The sequence below is a fragment of the Pseudoxanthomonas broegbernensis genome (assembly GCF_014202435.1).
Classification (GTDB): Bacteria; Pseudomonadota; Gammaproteobacteria; order Xanthomonadales; family Xanthomonadaceae; genus Pseudoxanthomonas; species Pseudoxanthomonas broegbernensis.
The window spans coordinates 626073-644199 of the sequence record NZ_JACHGU010000001.1; the positions used below are offsets into that span (position 1 = coordinate 626073).

The 18127-nt window shown below is 73.5% G+C and carries 16 protein-coding genes and 1 tRNA gene; 10 read left to right on the forward strand and 7 right to left on the reverse strand.

Going from position 1 to position 18127, the window contains the following annotated elements; all coding sequences use genetic code 11:
* Nucleotides 1-27: 27 nt before the first annotated feature.
* A complete protein-coding gene (locus tag HNR76_RS02735; protein ID WP_221301313.1) occupies nt 28-552 on the forward strand; it encodes a DUF421 domain-containing protein in 525 nt (174 codons plus the stop codon).
* Between the two features lie 89 nt (nt 553-641).
* Nucleotides 642-785 (forward strand): hypothetical protein, encoded by a 144-nt coding sequence (locus HNR76_RS02740; protein WP_162311133.1) that lies wholly within the window; start codon nt 642-644, stop codon nt 783-785.
* 173 nt (nt 786-958) lie between these two features.
* On the opposite strand, the gene HNR76_RS02745 is transcribed toward HNR76_RS02740, so the two are convergent.
* Entirely contained in the window at nt 959-2038 is a 1080-nt protein-coding gene (locus HNR76_RS02745; protein ID WP_162311134.1) for a DNA topoisomerase IB, read from the reverse strand.
* A 128-nt stretch (nt 2039-2166) separates the two neighbouring features.
* On the opposite strand from HNR76_RS02745, the gene HNR76_RS02750 reads away from it, so the two are divergent.
* The 4 genes from HNR76_RS02750 to HNR76_RS02765 all read left to right on the forward strand — a co-directional run bounded on the left by HNR76_RS02750 (nt 2167) and on the right by HNR76_RS02765 (nt 6918).
* Complete coding sequence (locus HNR76_RS02750) at nt 2167-2673, forward strand: DNA-binding protein (protein WP_162311135.1); 507 nt, start codon at nt 2167-2169, stop codon at nt 2671-2673.
* 168 nt (nt 2674-2841) lie between these two features.
* On the forward strand, nt 2842-3786 hold the full coding sequence (ku, locus tag HNR76_RS02755) for a non-homologous end joining protein Ku (RefSeq protein ID WP_162311136.1): 945 nt from the start codon (nt 2842-2844) through the stop codon (nt 3784-3786).
* A gap of 3 nt (nt 3787-3789) precedes the next feature.
* Nucleotides 3790-6291, forward strand: a complete 2502-nt coding sequence (gene ligD, locus HNR76_RS02760) for a DNA ligase D (protein WP_162311137.1) — start codon at nt 3790-3792, stop codon at nt 6289-6291.
* Nucleotides 6292-6459: 168 nt separating this feature from the next.
* Entirely contained in the window at nt 6460-6918 is a 459-nt protein-coding gene (locus HNR76_RS02765) for a BON domain-containing protein (protein ID WP_162311138.1), read from the forward strand.
* An 86-nt stretch (nt 6919-7004) separates the two neighbouring features.
* Here the strand turns inward: HNR76_RS02765 and HNR76_RS02770 are convergent.
* Nucleotides 7005-7089: transfer RNA gene (locus HNR76_RS02770), tRNA-Leu, on the reverse strand.
* 116 nt (nt 7090-7205) lie between these two features.
* Between HNR76_RS02770 and rnr the strand changes: the two genes are divergently transcribed.
* From rnr to HNR76_RS02790, 4 genes are all read left to right on the forward strand, one after another.
* The gene (gene rnr / locus HNR76_RS02775) at nt 7206-9659 is read left to right on the forward strand and encodes a ribonuclease R (protein ID WP_246428960.1); all 2454 of its coding nucleotides are present in this window, start codon (nt 7206-7208) and stop codon (nt 9657-9659) included.
* A 22-nt stretch (nt 9660-9681) separates the two neighbouring features.
* On the forward strand, nt 9682-10164 hold the full coding sequence (locus HNR76_RS02780; protein ID WP_162311139.1) for a GFA family protein: 483 nt from the start codon (nt 9682-9684) through the stop codon (nt 10162-10164).
* A 303-nt stretch (nt 10165-10467) separates the two neighbouring features.
* Nucleotides 10468-11211, forward strand: a complete 744-nt coding sequence (rlmB, locus tag HNR76_RS02785; protein WP_162311140.1) for a 23S rRNA (guanosine(2251)-2'-O)-methyltransferase RlmB — start codon at nt 10468-10470, stop codon at nt 11209-11211.
* Between the two features lie 151 nt (nt 11212-11362).
* Nucleotides 11363-14320, forward strand: coding sequence for a diguanylate cyclase (locus tag HNR76_RS02790; RefSeq protein ID WP_183982106.1), 2958 nt, complete (start codon nt 11363-11365; stop codon nt 14318-14320).
* Between the two features lie 7 nt (nt 14321-14327).
* Here HNR76_RS02790 and rnt read toward each other — a convergent pair whose 3' ends face one another.
* The 5 genes from rnt to phoU form a co-directional block, all read right to left on the reverse strand.
* Nucleotides 14328-14984 (reverse strand): ribonuclease T, encoded by a 657-nt coding sequence (rnt, locus tag HNR76_RS02795; RefSeq protein ID WP_162311141.1) that lies wholly within the window; start codon nt 14982-14984, stop codon nt 14328-14330.
* Between the two features lie 107 nt (nt 14985-15091).
* Nucleotides 15092-15841: an HvfC family RiPP maturation protein gene (locus HNR76_RS02800; protein ID WP_162311142.1), complete on the reverse strand. Its 750-nt coding sequence runs from the start codon at nt 15839-15841 to the stop codon at nt 15092-15094.
* Nucleotides 15834-16685: an HvfB family MNIO-type RiPP peptide maturase gene (locus tag HNR76_RS02805; protein WP_162311143.1), complete on the reverse strand. Its 852-nt coding sequence runs from the start codon at nt 16683-16685 to the stop codon at nt 15834-15836. The genes HNR76_RS02800 and HNR76_RS02805 overlap by 8 nt, the downstream gene beginning before the upstream one ends.
* Nucleotides 16686-16776: 91 nt before the next feature.
* Complete coding sequence (locus tag HNR76_RS02810) at nt 16777-17196, reverse strand: HvfA family oxazolone/thioamide-modified RiPP metallophore (RefSeq protein WP_170298599.1); 420 nt, start codon at nt 17194-17196, stop codon at nt 16777-16779.
* 184 nt (nt 17197-17380) lie between these two features.
* Nucleotides 17381-18091 (reverse strand): phosphate signaling complex protein PhoU, encoded by a 711-nt coding sequence (phoU, locus tag HNR76_RS02815; RefSeq protein ID WP_162311144.1) that lies wholly within the window; start codon nt 18089-18091, stop codon nt 17381-17383.
* Nucleotides 18092-18127 lie beyond the last annotated feature (36 nt).

Consider the following 18127-nt stretch of genomic DNA (forward strand, 5'->3'; position numbering starts at 1 on the left):
CGGCGCCGGCCAGGAGCGGAGGTGCGTATGGATGACGTCATTGACCGGTTGTTCTCGCTCAGCGGCCCCTGGTGGGAGTTCCTGCTGCGCGGAATCGTGGTCTACGTCGCGGTGCTGGTGCTGGTGCGGATCGTGGGCAAGCGCACGGTGGGGCAGTACACGCCGTTCGACATGATCGTGGTCGTGCTGCTGGGCACCGCCGTGCAGAATTCGCTCATCGGCGAGGATGTCTCGCTCATCGGCGGGCTGATGATCGCGGCCACGCTGCTGGGGCTGAACTGGCTCGTCGGGTTCTTCGGTGCCCGCTACCGCGCGTTCGACGCCTTTGTGGAGGGGCGGCCGGTGGTGCTGGCCCGGGACGGCACCGTGTTCCACGACCAGTTGCGCCGGCAGTCGGTGAGCGAGGAGGACCTGGCCATCGCGCTGCGCAAGGCCGACTGCCACCAGGCCGCGGACATCCGCCTGGCGATGCTGGAGACCTCGGGCGAGATCACCGTGCTCAAGTGCGAAAGGCCGGAGGCCGGGGCAGGCCGCGGCCTGCCTGAACACTGACGCGGGACGAGCGGATATTTCACCTCGGAGGAAGGTTTCCGGCGCTAGCGTGGAATCGCGACGATCCGTCGCGCATCGGGCTTACGAAGATGAACCAGCCACGTCGACCGGGCGAACAGGACCCGGCCCAGAAAGGTCGCACCGACGACCAGAAGAACCAGAAGAACCCACAGCAGGCGCAGGGCCAGGGCCGCGGCAAGGAGAACCAGCCGCGCAACCACCCCCGCGGCTAGCGATGTAGGGACAGTGCAAGTGCGATAGCGGGGACGGGTGCGCTCGGGACGGGCGCGCCCGCACCGCGGGGACGGGGAACAGGAATATCCGCATGCGGCGATCTCCGGCAATGAAGATCGCGTCCCGGCCATCCGCCGGCCGGGTGGGGCCGGGCCATCGGAGGAACCGTCGGCTAGCCCGGCGCGCGGCTCCCGGCCGATGCGCGATGGGCGCGGACCAGGAAGCGCCGCGCGGCCGTTTCCCACTGCCGGGCGCCGCGTGCGTTGCCGGCGGCGGCGTGCAGGCGGCCGTCGCGCCAGCCGGGGAATACGCAGGGATCGATGTAGGACGTGCGGCAGACGGCGGCGGTATTGCCCAGCAGCGCGGCGACTTCGGCGACCGTGGACCGCTCGGCGTCCGCCAGCGCGCGCGCGGATGGCGGGTCCGGCAGCGGCGTGGCCGCCAGCAGGCGGAAGGCGGCGAGCGTGGCGCCCCAGGTGCGGAAATCCTTGGCGGTGAAGTCCTCGCCCATGCGCTCGCGCAGGTAGGCGTTGACCGCGCCGGAATCCACGGGCTGCAGCACGCCGTCGCCGTCGCGGTACTGGAACAGCGCCTGGCCCGGAAGCTGGTGCATGCCGCGTACCAGCCTGGCCAGGCGCCGGTCGTGGACGTCCACGTCCTGCACGCGCCCGCCCTTGCCCGGGAAGTGCAGGCGCAGGCCGTCGGCGAGGAAGCGGGCGTGGCGGTTGCGCAGCGTGGTCAGCCCGAAGGAACCGTTGTCGCGCGCGTATTCGGCGTTGCCGACCCGCAGCAGCGTGGCCGACATGATCCGGACCACCGCGGCGAGCGCCTTCGGCTGCGGCAATCCGGGCAGGGCCAGGTCGGCGCGCACGGCGCGGCGCAGCCGCGGCAGCGCGGCCGCGAAGGCCGCCAGCCGGTCGAACTTGTGGCTGTCGCGCCGGGTCCGCCATTGCGGGTGGTAGCGGTATTGCTTGCGGCCGCGGGCGTCGCGCCCGGTCGCCTGCAGGTGCCCGCGCGCCGAGGCGCAGATCCACACCTCGCGGTACGCCGGCGGGATCGCCAGCGCGCGGATGCGGTGGAGCGTTGCCCGGTCGCGCACGGCGGTGCCGTCGGCGTGGAGGTAGCGGAATCCGCGGCCGCAGCGGACCCGGCGGATGCCGGGCGCGGCGTCGCCGACGTAGTGCAGCCCGGCGTCCGCCGCGGCGCCGGACAGGGCGTCGTCCGCGGGTGGCGCCTGGGATGATGCGGCCATGGCGGAAACGCTACCGGGCCGGCGTGATCGCGCGATGAATCCGCCGGCCTGCGGCCGCGTTCGCGCGACCTTGACCTGGCGCTTGCTATAGCAGCCGCAGCCCACCACGCCATGCGCACGGAGCCGCCATGCCCGAGAAGAAGACCACCCAGCGCGCGCAGAAGGCCAAGCGCGAAGGCAAGTCCGCCAGCACCCAGGCCGGGGAATACGTGCGCGAGGAAATCCACCACGTGCGCGAGGGCAAGCATGGCGCCAAATCGACCCAGCAGGCCATCGCCATCGGCCTGTCCAAGGCGCGCCGCGCCGGGGTCGAGGCCAAGCCGGGCAAGGACGCCTCCGCGGCGACGAAGAAGAAGGCCGCCCAGGACAGCGCCAAGGCCGGCCTGGAAAAGAAGCCTTCCGCCGCGCGCTCGCGCGCGGCGAAGAAGGCGTTGAAGACCGCCAGCAAGGGCACGTCGCGCAAGAGCGTCGCCGGCAAGAAGGCGCTGTCCGGGCAGGCTGGCGAGGCCGCCTCCAAGCGCAGCGCCACCCGCCGTTCGCAGGCGGCGAAGAAGGCCGCCAGGACCCAGGGCGCCCAGGGGCGCAAGACCGCGGCCAGGAAGGCCGCCCGCACCCGCGCGCGCAAGGCCGGGTGAGGGCCGTGTCCCTGCCGTGCGGCGGGCCCACCGGCCGTGGTCCTTCCGGGCGGCCCGCCGCGTGCGCCGTTTCCGGGCCGCGGGCCGCCCTGCCTGTCCTTCCCGCGCGGTGGACCGCCGCGCATGTCGTTTTCGGGCGGCCTGCCGCCGTCGTCGCGAGGTGATGCCATGGCGCGTCCCATCTGGACCGGAACGCTGTCGTTCGGCCTGCTCAACATCCCGGTCAAGCTGATGTCCGGCGAGCGGCGGGTGGACCTGCAGTTCCGGCTGCTCGACAGCCGCGACAACGCGCGCGTGCGCTACGAGCGGGTCAACGAGGAGACCGGCGAGGAAGTGCCCTGGAAGGAGGTGGTCAAGGCCTTCGAGTACGACAAGGGCAGCTACGTGGTGCTCGAGGAGGACGACATCGCCGCGGCCGCGCCGGACCGCAAGGAGACCGTCGACATCGACACCTTCGTCGATGCGGCGCAGATCGGCCCCGAATACTTCGACAAGCCCTACGTGCTGGAGCCGGCCGGCAAGGCGGAGAAGGGCTACGTGCTGCTGCGCGACGTGCTGGCGCGCACCGGCAAGGCCGGCGTGGGCCGGGTGGTGATCCGCACCCGCGAGTACCTGGCCGCGGTGCTGCCCAAGGGCGATGCGCTGGTGCTGATGGTGCTGCGCTTCGCCCAGGAGCTGGTGGACCCGGCGGACTACCGGCTGCCGGAGGGCTCGTCGTCCAAGTGGAAGATCACCCCGCGCGAGACGCAGATGGCCGAGCAGCTCATCGAGTCGATGAGCGGGGAGTGGAACCCGGAGGAGTTCAAGGACGACTTCCGCGAGCGCCTGCAGAAGGTGATCGAGCAGCGCGTGCGTTCCAGCCAGGTGGTGCAGCCGCAGGCCGAGGAGGACGAGCGCCCGCCCGAGGGCGCGGCGACCAACGTCATCGACTTCGCCGAATTGCTCAAGCGCAGCCTGGAGAAGAAGGGCGGCGGGAAGCGCGCCGCGAAGGCCGCCAAGACCGCCACCAAGACCGCCCCGAAGGCCGCCGGGCCGGGCAGGCCCACCAAGGCGGCGGCCAAGAAGGCGGCGCCGGCCAAGACGGCCAAGAAGCGCCCGCGCAAGGCCGGCTGAGCCATGAGCCTGCGCGATTACGCGCGCAAGCGCAGCTTCGACGCCACGCCCGAGCCGTCGGCCGAGTCGCGCCCGCGCCGCCGCCGCGCCGGTGCGCCCATCTTCGTGGTGCAACTGCACCATGCGCGCGCCCGGCACTACGACTTCCGCCTGGAGGCCGACGGCGCGCTCAAGAGCTGGGCGGTGCCGAAGGGGCCTTCCATGCGCGCCGGCGAGCGCCGGCTGGCGGTGCAGGTGGAAGACCATCCGCTCGACTACGCCGCCTTCGAGGGCGAGATTCCCGAAGGCCAGTACGGCGCCGGCCACGTGGCGCTGTTCGACCGCGGGACCTGGGCGCCGGAAGGCGACGCGCTGGAGCGCATCGCCGCCGGCCGGCTCGATTTCGCGCTTGCCGGCACGCGCCTGCGGGGACGCTTCACCCTGGTGCGCACCGCCTCGCCCGCGCGCCAGCCGCAGTGGCTGCTGATCAAGCGCAGCGACGAGTACGCGGGCGACACCGACGCCGACGCGATGGTCGATGCGCCGCCGCCGGCCACGCCTTCGCCGGCCGCGAGCGGGAAGCGCGCGGCGAAGGGGACGGCGAAGGCGGCGCGGACCGCCGGCCGTCGCGTGGCGGGCCCCGGGCCGGCGCACGCGGACTGGACGGCGCAGGCGCGGGCGTTGCCCGGCGCGGCTGCCGCATCGATGCCGCGCGGGATCGAACCGCAACTGGCGACGCTGCGCACCCGGCCGCCCGTCGGCGAGGGCTGGCTGCACGAGGTCAAGTGGGATGGCTACCGCCTGCTCGCCTACCGCGACGAAGCGGTGGAGCTGTGCTCGCGCAACCACCTGCCCTGGGCGCCGCGCCTGCCGCACCTGGTCCAGGCATTGGCGGAGCTGCCGGTGCGCGAGGCGGTCGTCGACGGCGAGCTGGTCGCCATCGACGATCGCGGCCGCAGCGATTTCGGCCTGTTGCAGCGCCTGCTCGAACGCGGCGATACCACCGGCCTGCGCCTGGTCGCGTTCGACCTGCTGCATATCGACGGCATCGACCTGCGCGGCGTGGCGCAGGTGGAGCGGCGGCGGCTGCTCGCCGCGCTGGTCGCACGGGCGGCCTCGCCGGCGCTGGCGTTCAGCGCCCACGTCGAAGGCGATGCGGCGGCGGTGCTGGAGGCCAGCGCCCGCGCCGGGCTGGAGGGCATCGTCTGCAAGCGCGCCGACGCGCCGTACCGCAGCGGCCGTCACCAGGCCTGGATCAAGCTCAAGCACGTGGCCGACGAATCGTTCCTGGTGGTCGGCCACACCCGGCCGCGCAACGGCCGCCACGGGTTCGGCTCGCTGCTGCTGGCGCAGCGGCGGCGCGGCGGGCTGCAGTACGTGGGCCGCGTCGGCAGCGGCTTCGGCGACGCGTCCCTGCGCATGCTGGCGCGCCGGTTGCAGGCGCTGCATGCCGACGCGGCGCAGGTCGAGCTGCCGGCGCACGTCCCGTTCTCGCCGCGCGAGGTGCGCTGGGTCCGGCCGGAACTGGTGGTCGACGTGCATACCCGCGGCCGCGGCAAGGAGGGCCTGGTCCGCCAGGCCAGCTTCGTGCGCGTGCGCGAGGACCTGGACGCGCGCGGCCTGGGGCCGCGGTCACCGCGCGCGGCCCCACGACAGGAGAACGACATGGCCGCATCCCGGCTCAGCAGTCCCGAACGCGTGGTCTATCCCGACGCCGGCATCACCAAGCAGGACGTGGCCGACTACTACACGGCGGTGGCCGCCTGGCTGCTGCCCGAGCTGGCCGACCGGCCGCTGTCGCTGCTGCGCTGCCCGGACGGCGTCGAGGGGCAATGCTTCTTCCAGAAGCACCATCGCGACAGCCTCGGGCCGGGCGTGCATCCGGTCCTGCTGGACGAGCGCGACGGCCAGGACGAGTACCTCTACGTGCGCGACATCGAAGGCGTGCTTTCGCTGGTGCAGATGAACGCGATCGAGTTCCACCCCTGGGGCGCGAAGCGCACCGCGCCCGACCGGCCCGACCGGCTGGTCTTCGACCTGGACCCGGCGGATGAGCTGCCGTGGGCCGAGGTCAAGCGCGCCGCGCGCGAGGTGCGCGACCGCCTGGCGCAGGTCGGGCTGCGGAGCTGGCCGCGGCTGTCGGGCGGCAAGGGCATCCACGTGTGCGTGCCGATCGCGCCGGGGCCGGGCTGGGACACGGCCAAGGACTTCTGCGAGGCCTTCGCCAAGGCGATGGTGGCGCAGTCGCCGCTGCGCTATGTCGCCGTCGCCTCCAAGCAGGCGCGCCGCGGACGCATCTTCATCGACTGGCTGCGCAACGGGCGCGGCGCCACCAGCGTGGCCGGTTGGGCGCTGCGCGCGCGCGCGGGCGCGCCGGTGGCGATGCCGCTGCGCTGGGAGGAACTGTCGCGCACGGCATCGGCCGCGGAGTACGGCCTGGCCCGTGCCAGGCAGCGCGCCGCGCGGCTGCGCAGCGATCCCTGGGACGGGTTCGCGGCCCTGCGCCAGGCATTGCCGGGAAGCTGAAGGCGGGCCCGCCGCCGTTGCGAGGGCAGCGAAATCCCCGGCCCGGTTCCACCCACGGTTAACGGCAGCGGCCGCAGCATCGGGCTTTCAGGTGCACGAGCCGAGTGCACATTCCAGGCCGGGATCCGCACACGGCGCGGCCACCGGCACGACGAAGGAGGACGCCCCATGAACGCCGCATTGAGATGGATCGTCGGGCTCGCAGCCGGTGCCGCGGCGATGTACCTGTTCGATCCCCGTTCCGGCCGCCGCCGCCGCGCCCGCGCGCGGGACCAGGGTGCGGCGGCCTGCCGCAAGGCCGCCCGCTACGCGACGGGCAAGTCGCGGCGCCTGGCCGACCACGCCAAGGGCAGCCTCGCTCGGATACGGGCAAGGGCCACGATCGGTCCGGTCGACGACGAGACCCTGGTCCAGCGCGTCCGCGCGGGGCTGGGCCACGTGGCCGCCCATCCGGGCGCGATCGCGGTGGAGGCGCGCGAAGGACGCGTCGTGCTCAAGGGCGATGTGGGTGCCGACGAACTGCGGGACATCGTCGGCCGGGTCGCGGCGATCGCGGGCGTGGTGGAGGTGGACGACCGCCTCTTGCCGCAGGAGGCCGGGCCCGGCGGGGCGCAGGCATCGCATTGAACGGGCGCGCGCCGCGACGGCGGCGCGCCGGAAAACAAAAAACCCCGCTGGCGCGGGGTTCTTGCGGGGCCATGCGGCCTTGTGTCTGGTGCCCAGGAGAGGACTCGAACCTCCACGGTTTTACCCGCTAGTACCTGAAACTAGTGCGTCTACCAATTCCGCCACCTGGGCAGGTGAGGCCGCGCATTTTGCGGGGTGCCGTAAATCTTGTCAACGCCTTGCCAGGGCTGGCGCGCGCCGCGATGGCGGTCACCTGGCGGTGCGGAAGCGGGGTGTACCATCCGCCCATGAAAAACAACGGTGATCGCAGCGGGAAAACCACGGGCGGCTCGGGCCGCAAGAGTAGCGCGACGGGCGAGCGCCCCCGCGGCGGGCAGGACCCGGCGGCGGCGGGCAAGCCCGGCGGCGGGGGCAAGGGAACCCGGGTGCCGCCCTGGATGCCGCCACCGCCACCGGGGCAGGCCGAGCGCGCATCCCGTTCCAAGGCGCCGCCGCCGCGGCCCGGCGACTTCCAGGACCCGCACGCCGCGCGCGAGGCCGTGCGCTACGCCAATCCCATCGCCAGCCGCGAGGCCATCCTCGCCACGCTGGAGGCGGCCGGCGGCCCGCGCACCGCCGCGGAACTGGCGCAGGCGCTCGGCCTGGCCGCGCCGGATCGCCTCGACGCGCTGGGCAAGCGCCTGGGGGCGATGGTCCGCGACGGGCAACTGGTGCAGAACCGCCGCGGCGGCTTCGCCCCGGTCGAGCAGACCGACCTGATCGCCGGCGTCATCATCGCCAACCCGGACGGTTTCGGCTTCCTGCGCCCGGACGCGGGCGGCGGCGACGACCTGTTCCTGCCGCCCTACGAGATGCGCAAGGTCATGCATGGCGACCGGGTGCTGGCCAACGTCACCGGCATCGACCGCCGCGGGCGCCGCGAGGGCAGCATCGCCCGCGTGCTCGAGCGCGGCGTGACCCGCCTGATCGGCCGCTTCGGCAGCGAGGCCGGGATCAGCTTCGTGGTCCCGGACGACAAGCGCATCCAGCGCAACGTGCAGGTGCCGCCGGACGGCACCGGCGGCGCCCGCGAGGGGCAGTTGGTGGTGTGCGAGCTGACCCAGCCGCCGGAGGCGCGGCGGCCGCCGATCGGCCGGATCATCGCGGTGCTGGGCGACAAGCTCACGCCCTCGCTGGTGGTGGAGACGGCGATCCACGGCCACGACCTGCCGCACGAGTTCCCGCAGGAGGTGCTGGACGAGGCGACGGCCATCCCGCTGACGGTGGAGCCGGCCATGATTGGCGGCCGCGTGGACCTGCGCGCCACCGCGCTGGTGACCATCGACGGCGAGGACGCCAAGGACTTCGACGACGCGGTCTGGTGCGAACCCAACCGGGCCGGCTTCCGCCTGGTGGTGGCCATCGCCGACGTCTCGCACTACGTGCGCCCGGGCACGCCGCTGGACGACGAGGCGCAAAAGCGCGCCACCTCGGTCTACTTCCCCGGCTTCGTGGTGCCGATGCTGCCGGAAACGCTGTCCAACGGCATCTGCTCGCTCAACCCCCGGGTCGACCGGCTGTGCTTCGTCTGCGACATGCAGGTGGACCACGAGGGCGAGGTGACCGGCTCGAAGTTCTACGAGGCGGTGATGAACTCGCACGCGCGCCTGACCTATGCCCAGGTCTGGCAGGCGGTGGGCGAGGACGACCCGCAGGCGCAGGCGCAACTGGGCCCGGTGCTGCCGCAGGTGCAGCGGCTGCACCAGCTCTACCAGGTGCTGGCCAAGGCGCGTGCGCGGCGCGGGGCGATCGAGTTCGAGACCTCGGAAGTGCGCTTCGTGCTGGACAACCGCGGCGAGGTCGCCCAGGCCGGCATGCTGGTGCGCAACGACGCGCACAAGCTGATCGAGGAGTGCATGATCGCCGCCAACGTGCAGGCGGCGTGGCACCTGACCGGCGCACAGGTCCCCGCGCCGTACCGCATCCACGACAAGCCGCCGGAGGCCAAGTACGCCGACCTGCTGGAGTTCCTCAAGGAGTTCAAGCTGAGCCTGCCGGCGTGGGGCAAGGTGCAGCCGGGCGACTACACCCGCCTGCTGAAGAAGGTGCGCGACCGTCCCGACGCCGCGCTGCTGGAGTCGGTGCTGCTGCGCAGCCAGAGCATGGCGGTGTATTCGACCGACAACGCGGGCCATTTCGGCCTGGCGCTGGACGCCTACGCCCACTTCACCTCGCCGATCCGCCGCTATCCCGACCTGCTGGTGCACCGAGCGATCAAGCACGCGCTGACCGGGCGCAAGCCCGAGGCGTTCGCGTATTCGCCGCGCGACATGGCCGCACTGGCGCTGCAGTGCTCCGAGCGCGAGCGCCGCGCCGACGAGGCCGAGCGCGAGGTGGACGAGCGCTTCCGCGCGGCGTGGATGGAGAAGCACGTCGGCGGCAGGTTCGACGGCGTGATCAGCGGGGTGACCAGCTTCGGCCTGTTCGTGGAGCTGGACGAGTCCAAGGTCAACGGCCTGGTCCACGTCACCCAGTTGCCGCACGACTACTACCACTTCGACCCGGTGCGCAAGACCCTTTCGGGCGAGCGCCGCGGGATGGAGTTCCGGCTCGGCGACCGGGTGCGCATCGTCGTGCTCAAGGCCAGCCTGGAGGAGCGCAAGATCGACTTCCGCCTGGTCGAGGAGAACGAGGCCGAGGGCGGCCCGCCGCCGCCGCCGCCGCGCGGCCGGCCGGCGAAGCGGACCAAGCAGAAGTATTGAGGCCCGGACGCGAGGGGCGGCGATGGACGAGGGCGTACCGGTGCATACGGGTGGCTGCCAGTGCGGTGCGGTGCGCTTCCGCGTCGCCGGCGTACTGGAGGATGCGTCCGTCTGCCACTGCCGGATGTGCCAGAAGGCCTTCGGCGCCTACTACGCGCCGCTGGTCTCCACCCGCGGCGCGGCGCTGGCGTGGACCCGCGGGGCGCCGCGGCATTTCCAGTCCTCCAACCTGGTCCGGCGCGGCTTCTGCGCCGGCTGCGGCACTCCGCTGACCTACGAGGGCCCGGATGGCGTGGCCCTGGCCGCCGGCGCCTTCGACCGCCCGGCCGCGCTGGCGCCGCGGATCCAGTACGCCATCGAGGGCCGGCTGCCCTTCGTGGACGGCCTGGCCGCGCTGCCGGCGCGGCGCACCGAGGAGGACGAGGCGGCCGCGGATTTCCTCGCCCGGATCGTTTCCTGCCAGCACCCGGACCACGACACCGGCGACTGGCCGCCTGCCCGCTGACCCCGCACCTCTCCCTCCAGGAGGACGAGCATATGGTCCGGCGGGAAGCGCTTCCGGGCCGCCGCGGGCGGACCATCCAGCAGGCTTGCCTTCCTTGCAGGCCTCTCAGCCAAGCTTGTGGAAGTGGTGGCCCGAACGCCGCGGAGAACGACGGCCCCTTCCGAAGCCGCCGCAACCCGAACGCCGTTGCCGTTGCTCCCGCGTACGCCCTTGCTTCGCTCTCTCCCGTATCTCCGCCCCCACCCAGCCCCGCCCGCGCCGGGCGATGCGATAATGCCGGCCTTCCTCCGGCGGTCGCGCGGCATGAGCAAGCAGAACCAGTGGATCGTCGGCGTCAACGCGGTGGCCTCCGCCGTCGAGAACGATGCCGAGCACGTGCGCGAGGTGCTGATCGATTCCGGCGCGCGCAATCCGCGCCTGGTCGAGATCGAGGAACAGGCGCGGCGGCGCGGGATCGAGGTGCGCAAGGTCGCCGCTCAGGCGCTGGACGGCATCGGCGGCAGCGTGCGCCATCAGGGCGTGGCCGCGCGCTATGCTGCCGCGCGCACCTGGGACGAACACGAACTGGCCGGGCTGGTCGAGGCCGCCGACGGCCGCGCGCTGCTGCTGGTGCTGGACGGCGTGCAGGACCCGCACAACCTCGGCGCCTGCCTGCGCAGCGCCGCCGCCGCCGGCGCCACCGCGGTGGTGATCCCCAAGGACAAGTCCGCGCCGGTCAACGCCACGGTGCGCAAGACCTCGGCCGGCGCCGCCGACCGCCTGCCGGTGGTGGCGGTGACCAACCTCTCGCGCACCCTGCGCGAGCTGCAGAAGCTGGGCGTGTGGATCTACGGCCTGGCCGGCGAGGCGCAGCCTTCGCTGTACGGCCTGGACCTGGCCGGCAACGTGGCGCTGGTGCTGGGCGGCGAGGCCGAGGGATTGCGCCGGCTCACCCGAGAACACTGCGACGGGCTGGTGCGGATTCCGATGCCGGGCGACATCGAGAGCCTGAACGTGTCGGTCGCCGCCGGCGTTTGCCTGTTCGAGGCGGTACGGCAGCGGAGCTGACGGAAGCGCAGGCATGATGGCCGAACCGCAGGGAGGGGGGATGCCGGCCACGACACGCGGCCGGCGCGTCCGGTGCGCGATGCGATGGAGGGGATGGCCGCCGGTGTGCGCGGCGGCGCTGCTGTCGATGGCGCTGCTGGCGTCTTCGGCGATGGCCGCCGAGGGAAACGCCGTCGCGCCGAAGGCGGCGCCGGCCGCGGCCGATGGCGCCGCCACCGCCCCGCCGCCGCTGCGCGACTACGCCATCGACGCCTGGAGTTCGCGCAACGGGCTCCCGCACAATTCGCTGCGCGACATGGCCCAGACCCCGGATGGCTACCTGTGGTTCGCCACCTGGGAAGGCGTGGTCCGCTACAACGGCGTGGCCTTCACCGTGTTCGACCGCGGCAGCGAGCCGGGGCTGCGCGACAACGGCGTGGGGGCGCTGTACGTCGACCCGCAGGGACGGCTGTGGCTGAGCGACTCGCGCGGCAACCTGGCGTGGCTGGCCGGCAACGGCCGCTGGGAATTCGTCGAGCGCACGCCGCAGTGGCCGCAGGCGCTGATCCACGACCTGGCGATGGATGGCCGCGGACGGCTGTGGCTGCTGTTCGAGGGCCATGGCCTGGGCTGCCTGCATCCGGACGGGCGCTTCGACTACCTGGCCGCGCCGCCGCAGGTGCCGTTGCGCGCCAGCTTCCCGCGCATGGCGATCGACGCCGGCGACCGCATCTGGATCGGCACCCTCGACGGCCTGGTGATGCGCGACGACGCGGGCCGCTGGCATCGCTTCGGCGCCGATGCCGGCCTGCCGTCGGGGCTGGTGTGGCCCTACGTGGCGCCGGACGGCACGCTGTGGGTGGCCGCCGAAGGACAGGTATTCCGCCACCACGGGAACGGCTTCGCCCGCGTGCACGCGCTGCCCGGCGCCGGCCATTTCACCTCGATGCTGCAGGACCGCCACGGTGCACTGTGGCTGGGCACCGAGAACCGCGGCGTGGCCCGCATCGGCGTGCACGGCGTCGAATGGCTGGCGCCCGGCCCGGTACTGCCGCGCGGCCGCATCGCCAGCCTGCTGGAGGACGCGGAAGGCAGCGTGTGGGTGGGCGCCAACGGTGGCCTGTTCCGCCTGCGCGAGACCCTCTTCAGCAGTTGGACTCGCCGCGACGGGCTCGGCGGCGACTACGTGCGCGCGGTACTCGAGGACCGCGATGGCACGCTCTGGGTGGGCGGCGGCGGCGGCCTGGACCGGCAGGTGCCCGGCGGCGGCTTCCGGCCGGTGCCGCTGCCTGGCGCCGGCGGGGAAACGGCATCGGTGCTGAGCCTGGCCCAGGGGGCCGACGGCGACCTGTGGGTGGGCACCTTCGCCGATGGCGTCTACCGCCTGCGCGATGGCGTCCTGCTGCGCCGCTACGGCCAGGCCGACGGCGTGCCCAGCGGGCACGTGCGCGCGCTGGCGGCCGACCGCGGCGGCGCGGTGTGGGTCGGGACCCGGCGCGGGGTGGTGCGCATCGATGCGGCGGGCGTGCATCCGCCGCCGCCGGTGCCGGACCTGCCGGACGGATTGGTGACCGCGCTGGCGGTCATCGGCGAGGACCTGTGGATCGGCTCGGTGGCCGGCGCCAGCGTGCTGCGCGGCGGCACCCGGGTGGAGCGCCTGGACCTGGACGCGGCCGGCGGCGGCGCGCGCACGGTGTTCGGCTTCCAGCAGGTGGACGGCCGGACCTGGATCGCCACCGACCGCGGCCTGTTCCGCCATCGCGACGGCGGCCTGGCCCGCATCGGCCTGGAGCAGGGGCTGCCGGTGGACGCGGTGTTCCAACTGGTGCCCGACCGCGAGGGCGCGGCCTGGATCACCAGCAACCGCGGCGTGCTGCGGGTGCCGATGGCGGCGCTGCGGGAACATGCCGACGGCACCGCGCGGCGGCCGCTGGCGGTGCAGCGCTATACCGAGATCGACGGGCTGCCCAGCGCGCAGGGCAACGGCAGCTCGGCGCCGGCGGCGATCCTGCGCCGCGACGGTACGCTGTGGGTGGCCACCGCCGCGGGCATCGCCAGCGCCGATCCCGCGCGCCTGCGCCGCTACCTCGACCGGCCGCCGCCGCCGGCGGTGATCGAGTCGGTGCAGTTGGACGGACAGGCACTGGACTGGAGGAGCCGCGATTCGCTGCCCGGAGGCGCGCGGGTGACCGTGGCCTATGCGGGCCTGAGCTATCTGCTGCCCGAGCGCATCGGCTACCGCACCCGCCTGCACGGCCTGGACGAGGACTGGATCGAGCGCGGCACCCAGCGTGCCGTGGAGTTCATCGGCCTGCCGCCGGGCGAGTACACCCTGGAGGTGGCCGCCGCGCATCCGGAGGGCGGCTGGAGCGCGCAGCCGGCGCGCTGGACGTTCGGCGTGCGGCCGCTGTGGTGGCAGCGCACCGACGTGCGCGCCGCGGCGCTGCTGGCCGTGCTGCTGGGGCTGTTCGCCCTGGTGCAGCGCTACCGCGCCAGCAACCGGCGGCTGGCGCGGCTGGTGGACGAGCGCACCGACGACCTGCGGCACCAGGCCAGCCGCCTGGAAGCGGCCGATCGCGAGAAGCAGGAACTGCTGGACCGCCTGAGCGCCCACGCCGAGCTGCTGGAGCGGCACGCCTACCAGGATGCGTTGACCGGCCTCCCGAACCGGCGCGCGTTCGAGGAGGTGGCCACGCGCCAGCTCGCGCAGGCCAGCGCCGGTGGCGCGCCGCTGGCGCTGGCGATCCTGGACATCGACCACTTCAAGCGCATCAACGACGAGCGCTCGCACGCCGTGGGCGACGAGGTGCTGCGCGACTTCGCCCGCGTGATCCGCCAGGCCTGCCGGCCCGAGGATTTCCTCGCCCGCACCGGCGGGGAGGAGTTCGTGCTGCTGCTGCCGGGCGTGGAGCTGCCGCGCGCGCGCGAGGTGTGCGAGCGGGTCCGCCGCGCGGTCGAGCGCTCCGGCCTGGAGCGGACCGCGCAGGGCCTGGCGGTGACGGTCAGCGTGGGCGTGGCCGAGCGTGCCGGCGCCCACGGCCTGGACGTGCTGATGCAGGCCGCCGACCAGGCGCTCTACCGCGCCAAGCGGCTGGGCCGCAACCGGGTGCAGGCGGCCGGCGAGGCCTGAGCGGGGTTCAGCCCGGCAGCGCCGCGGGCCAGGCGTTGGCGATCTTGCAGAACAGGCGCGCGGTCTGCTCGGCGTCGTACACGGCCGAGTGCGCGTCCTCCGCGTTCCAGTCGAAGCCGGCCGCGGCCATCGCCCGCGCCAGTACGGTCTGGCCGTAGGCGACGCCGGCCAGGGTCACCGTGTCGAACACGCTGAAGGGGTGGAACGGGTTGCGCTTGTGTCCGCTGCGGGCCACCGCGGCGTTGACGAAGTTCAGGTCGAAGTGGGCGTTGTGGCCGACCAGGATCGCGCGCTGGCAGCCGTGCCGGCGCACCGCGGCGCGGACCTGGTTGAAGATGTGGCCCAGCGCGTCGCGTTCCGGCTTGGCCAGGCGGAACGGGTGGTCCAGGTCGATGCCGGTGACTTCCAGCGACTTGGGGTCGATCTCGGTGCCGGGCGCGGGGACGAAGTGCGCGCTGGCGGTCTGGCCGGGCACGAAAAGGCCCTGTTCGTCCAGCTCGATCGGTACGGCGGCCATCTCCAGCAGCGCGTGCCGGTTCCAGTCGAAGCCGCCGGTCTCCACGTCCACCACCACCGGCAGGAAGCCGCGGAAGCGGCGCGCCATCGCGCTGTTGACGGCAGGGGGCTCGGCTTCGGCCGGGATTTCCAGATCGCTCTCGCTCATGCACGAAGGGTAGCAGAGCGGACTGCCGGGCCGGCGCCGGAATCGCCGCGCGCCACGCCAGCGCGACGGCCCGCCGCGATCGTGCCGCCCGGCGGTCCGGCTGGCCGCTACCGGGGCGGGGCGGTGCCCAGCACGGTGCCTTCCGCGCGCAGGCGTTCGAGCATCGCCGCGCCCTGGGCCAGGAAGCCGTCGTCGGCCGGCACGCCCGCCTCCGCGGCCAGCGCGCGTACCTGCTCGCCGCCGCGCAGGCCGCCTTCGCCCAGGCGTTCCAGCAGGCGATGGACCAGCGGCGAGATCGCGGCGAACCGCGCCTGGCCCTGGGCATCGCGATGGACCAGCAGCAGCGTCGGCGCCTCCGGCGGGTGTTCGGGGCGGTGCCCCGGGCCGATCGTATGCACGGGCCAGCGGTAGGCCAGCGCGCGCGCGCACGGCGCGACCACGGGCACGCCGTGCATCAGGTCGCCGTGCGGCGCGTGCGCCGGCGTCGGCGTGTCGTCGATCCGCACCGCCAGCTCGATCCACTCGTAGTGCGCCAGCTCGGCCAGCCATGGCGGGTCGCCGGGGGCGCCGCCGCCTTCGTCGAGGAAGCGGACGAACTCGCGCGGGAGTTCCGGGAACAGCGGCGTGCGGCTGCGATGGCCGGCGTGGAAGCGGCGGACCAGCGCGGTCCAGGCGTCCTCGCCCAGGGTGCGGCGGATCACCGGGAAGCCGCCGCCGAGCAGGCCGGCGACGCCGTTGAAGAACAGCTCGCGGTAGACCGCCATGCGCCGCGGTTCGATGCCCGGCGGCGGCGGGTTGGCCTGCGGGTCGCGCAGGTGCGCGGCGAAGGCGAACTGCTGCGCGCGCAGGTCAGGCATGCGTGGCGCCCCGGGCGCGGGGCGCGGTCGCGGCGTCGTGCTGCAGCGCGCGGATGCGCGCGACCTCGGCCAGCAGGTCGGCCAGCGGCGGCAGGTTGAAGTCGCGTTCCAGCAGGGTGGGGCGCACGCCGTGCACGCGGTAGGCATGGGCCAGCAGCGCCCACACGTCGTCCTTCACCGGCGCGCCGTGGGTGTCGATCTTCAGGTCCTCGGCCTGGTCGTAGTGCCCGGCCACGTGATAGGAGGCGACCCGCCGCGAGGGCATGCGCTCCAGGAACGCACGGGCGTCGTAGCCGTGGTTGATGGCGTTGACGTAGACGTTGTTCACGTCCAGCAGCAGGTCGCAGTCGGCCTCCTCCAGCACCGCGAGCACGAAGTCGGCCTCGTCCATCGCCTGCCAGGGCGCGGCGTAGTAGGAGACGTTCTCCACCGCGATGCGCCGTCCCAGCACGTCCTGCGCACGGGCCACGCGCGCGGCGACGTGGCGCACCGCCTCCTCGGTGAAGGGGATCGGCATCAGGTCGTAGAGGTGGCCATCGTCGGCGCAGTAGCTCAGGTGCTCGCTGTACAGCGCCACCCGGTGGCGGTCGAGGAAGCGGCGGGTCTTGTCCAGGAAGCCCTCGTCCAGCGGCTCGACCCCGCCCAGCGACAGCGACAGCCCGTGGCAGGTCAGCGGATGCCGGGACGAGAGTTCGTCCAGCGCCTCGCCCAGGCGGCCGCCGACGCCGATCCAGTTGTCGGGCGCGCACTCGAGGAAATCGAAGGCGCCGGCCGGCGCGACGCGCAATGCGTCGAGCATCGCGCGCCGCAGGCCCAGCCCGGCGCAGGCGTCGGGCAGGCTCATCGGCAGCCGGAAGCCGATGCCGGCCGGGCGACGGAGCCGATCCCTCGACCGCCCGCACCTCGATGCGCGGGCTCTTGCGAGGGACCCGCGCCTACGCCATGCCGCCGCACTTGCCCTCGCCGCACTTGCCTTCCCCGCACTTGCCTTCCCCGGCCTTGTCCACGGCGCCGTGCGCGCCGCAGCCGCCCTCCGGGGTGCCGGCGTGGTAGGCCTTCATTTCCTCGGTGTCGATGTAGCCGTCGCCGTTGGCGTCGGCCTGGGCGAAGCGGTCGGCCTCGGCCGGCCAGGCGGCGGCGAACTCCTGCGGCGAGACGCGCCCGTCACCGTCGGTGTCGGGGATGGACACGCCGCACATGCCCTCGCCGCAGCGGCCTTCCACGGCCTTGCCCGCCTCGCCGGCGGCGAGCATGTAGCCCTGGGCCAGCGGCTGCATGGCGAAGGCCGATCCGGCCAGGGTCAGGCCGGCCAGGGCGCCGCCGAGGGCGAGGGCGGCGGATTTCTGCTTGGACATGGTGTTCTCCGGAAGAAGGGCGGGCACGCTTTCCCGGCACGGGGCGTGCCATGCCGGGCCGGGGGGAGGGCCAGAGTCTACCCCGCGCCGGCCGGTCTCCGTCCATGCCCGGTTGCCATACCCGACCGTGTCCACGTCCTGCGGACGCGCCGCGGCGCGTCGCGCGCGGAGGCCGCGGCGCCGTTCAGGCCGGGCCGGCGGTGCTGGTGTCGTCGCGCTTGTCGCGCGGCGGCAGCGGGCGATCGCCGTGCAGCAGGAACCACACGTTCTCGGCGATGTTGGTGGCGTGGTCGCCGATCCGCTCCAGGTTCTTGGCCATGAACAGCAGGTGCGTGCACGGGGTGATGCTGCGCGGGTCCTCCATCATGTAGGTCAGCAGCTCGCGGAACAGCGCAGTGTACTGGCGGTCGAGCTGGGCATCGTTCTCGCGGACCCGCAGGGCCAGTTCGTCGTCGTCCTCGCTGTAGGCGCGCAGCGCCTGCCGGACCTGGCCGGCGGCCAGCAGGCCCAGCGCGCGCAGCCCGGCGACGTGCGGCATGGGCGGGGAGGCGTTGAGCGCGATCGAGCGCTTGGCCACGTTGGAGGCGTAGTCGCCGATGCGCTCGATGTCCGACGGGATGCGCAGGCCCGCCAGGATCTCGCGCAGGTCGCGCGCCATCGGGCCGCGCAGGGCCAGGCGCATCACGTCCTGGCTGATGCGCCGCTCGGCCGCGTCGATGGAGTCGTCGTTGGCCACGATCCGGCGCGCGGCGCTGTCGTCGCGCCGGTCGACCACGTCCAGCGCCGCCTCGAGCTGGGCCACCGCGGTCTGGCCCATGCGCACGATCTCCTCGACCAGACGGCGCTGCTCCTCGTCGTAGCTCTTGACGATGTGTTCGTGGGGCTGGGTAGTCATGGCGATTCCGGGTGTCGAAAGGGAGTGGGCCGCCGT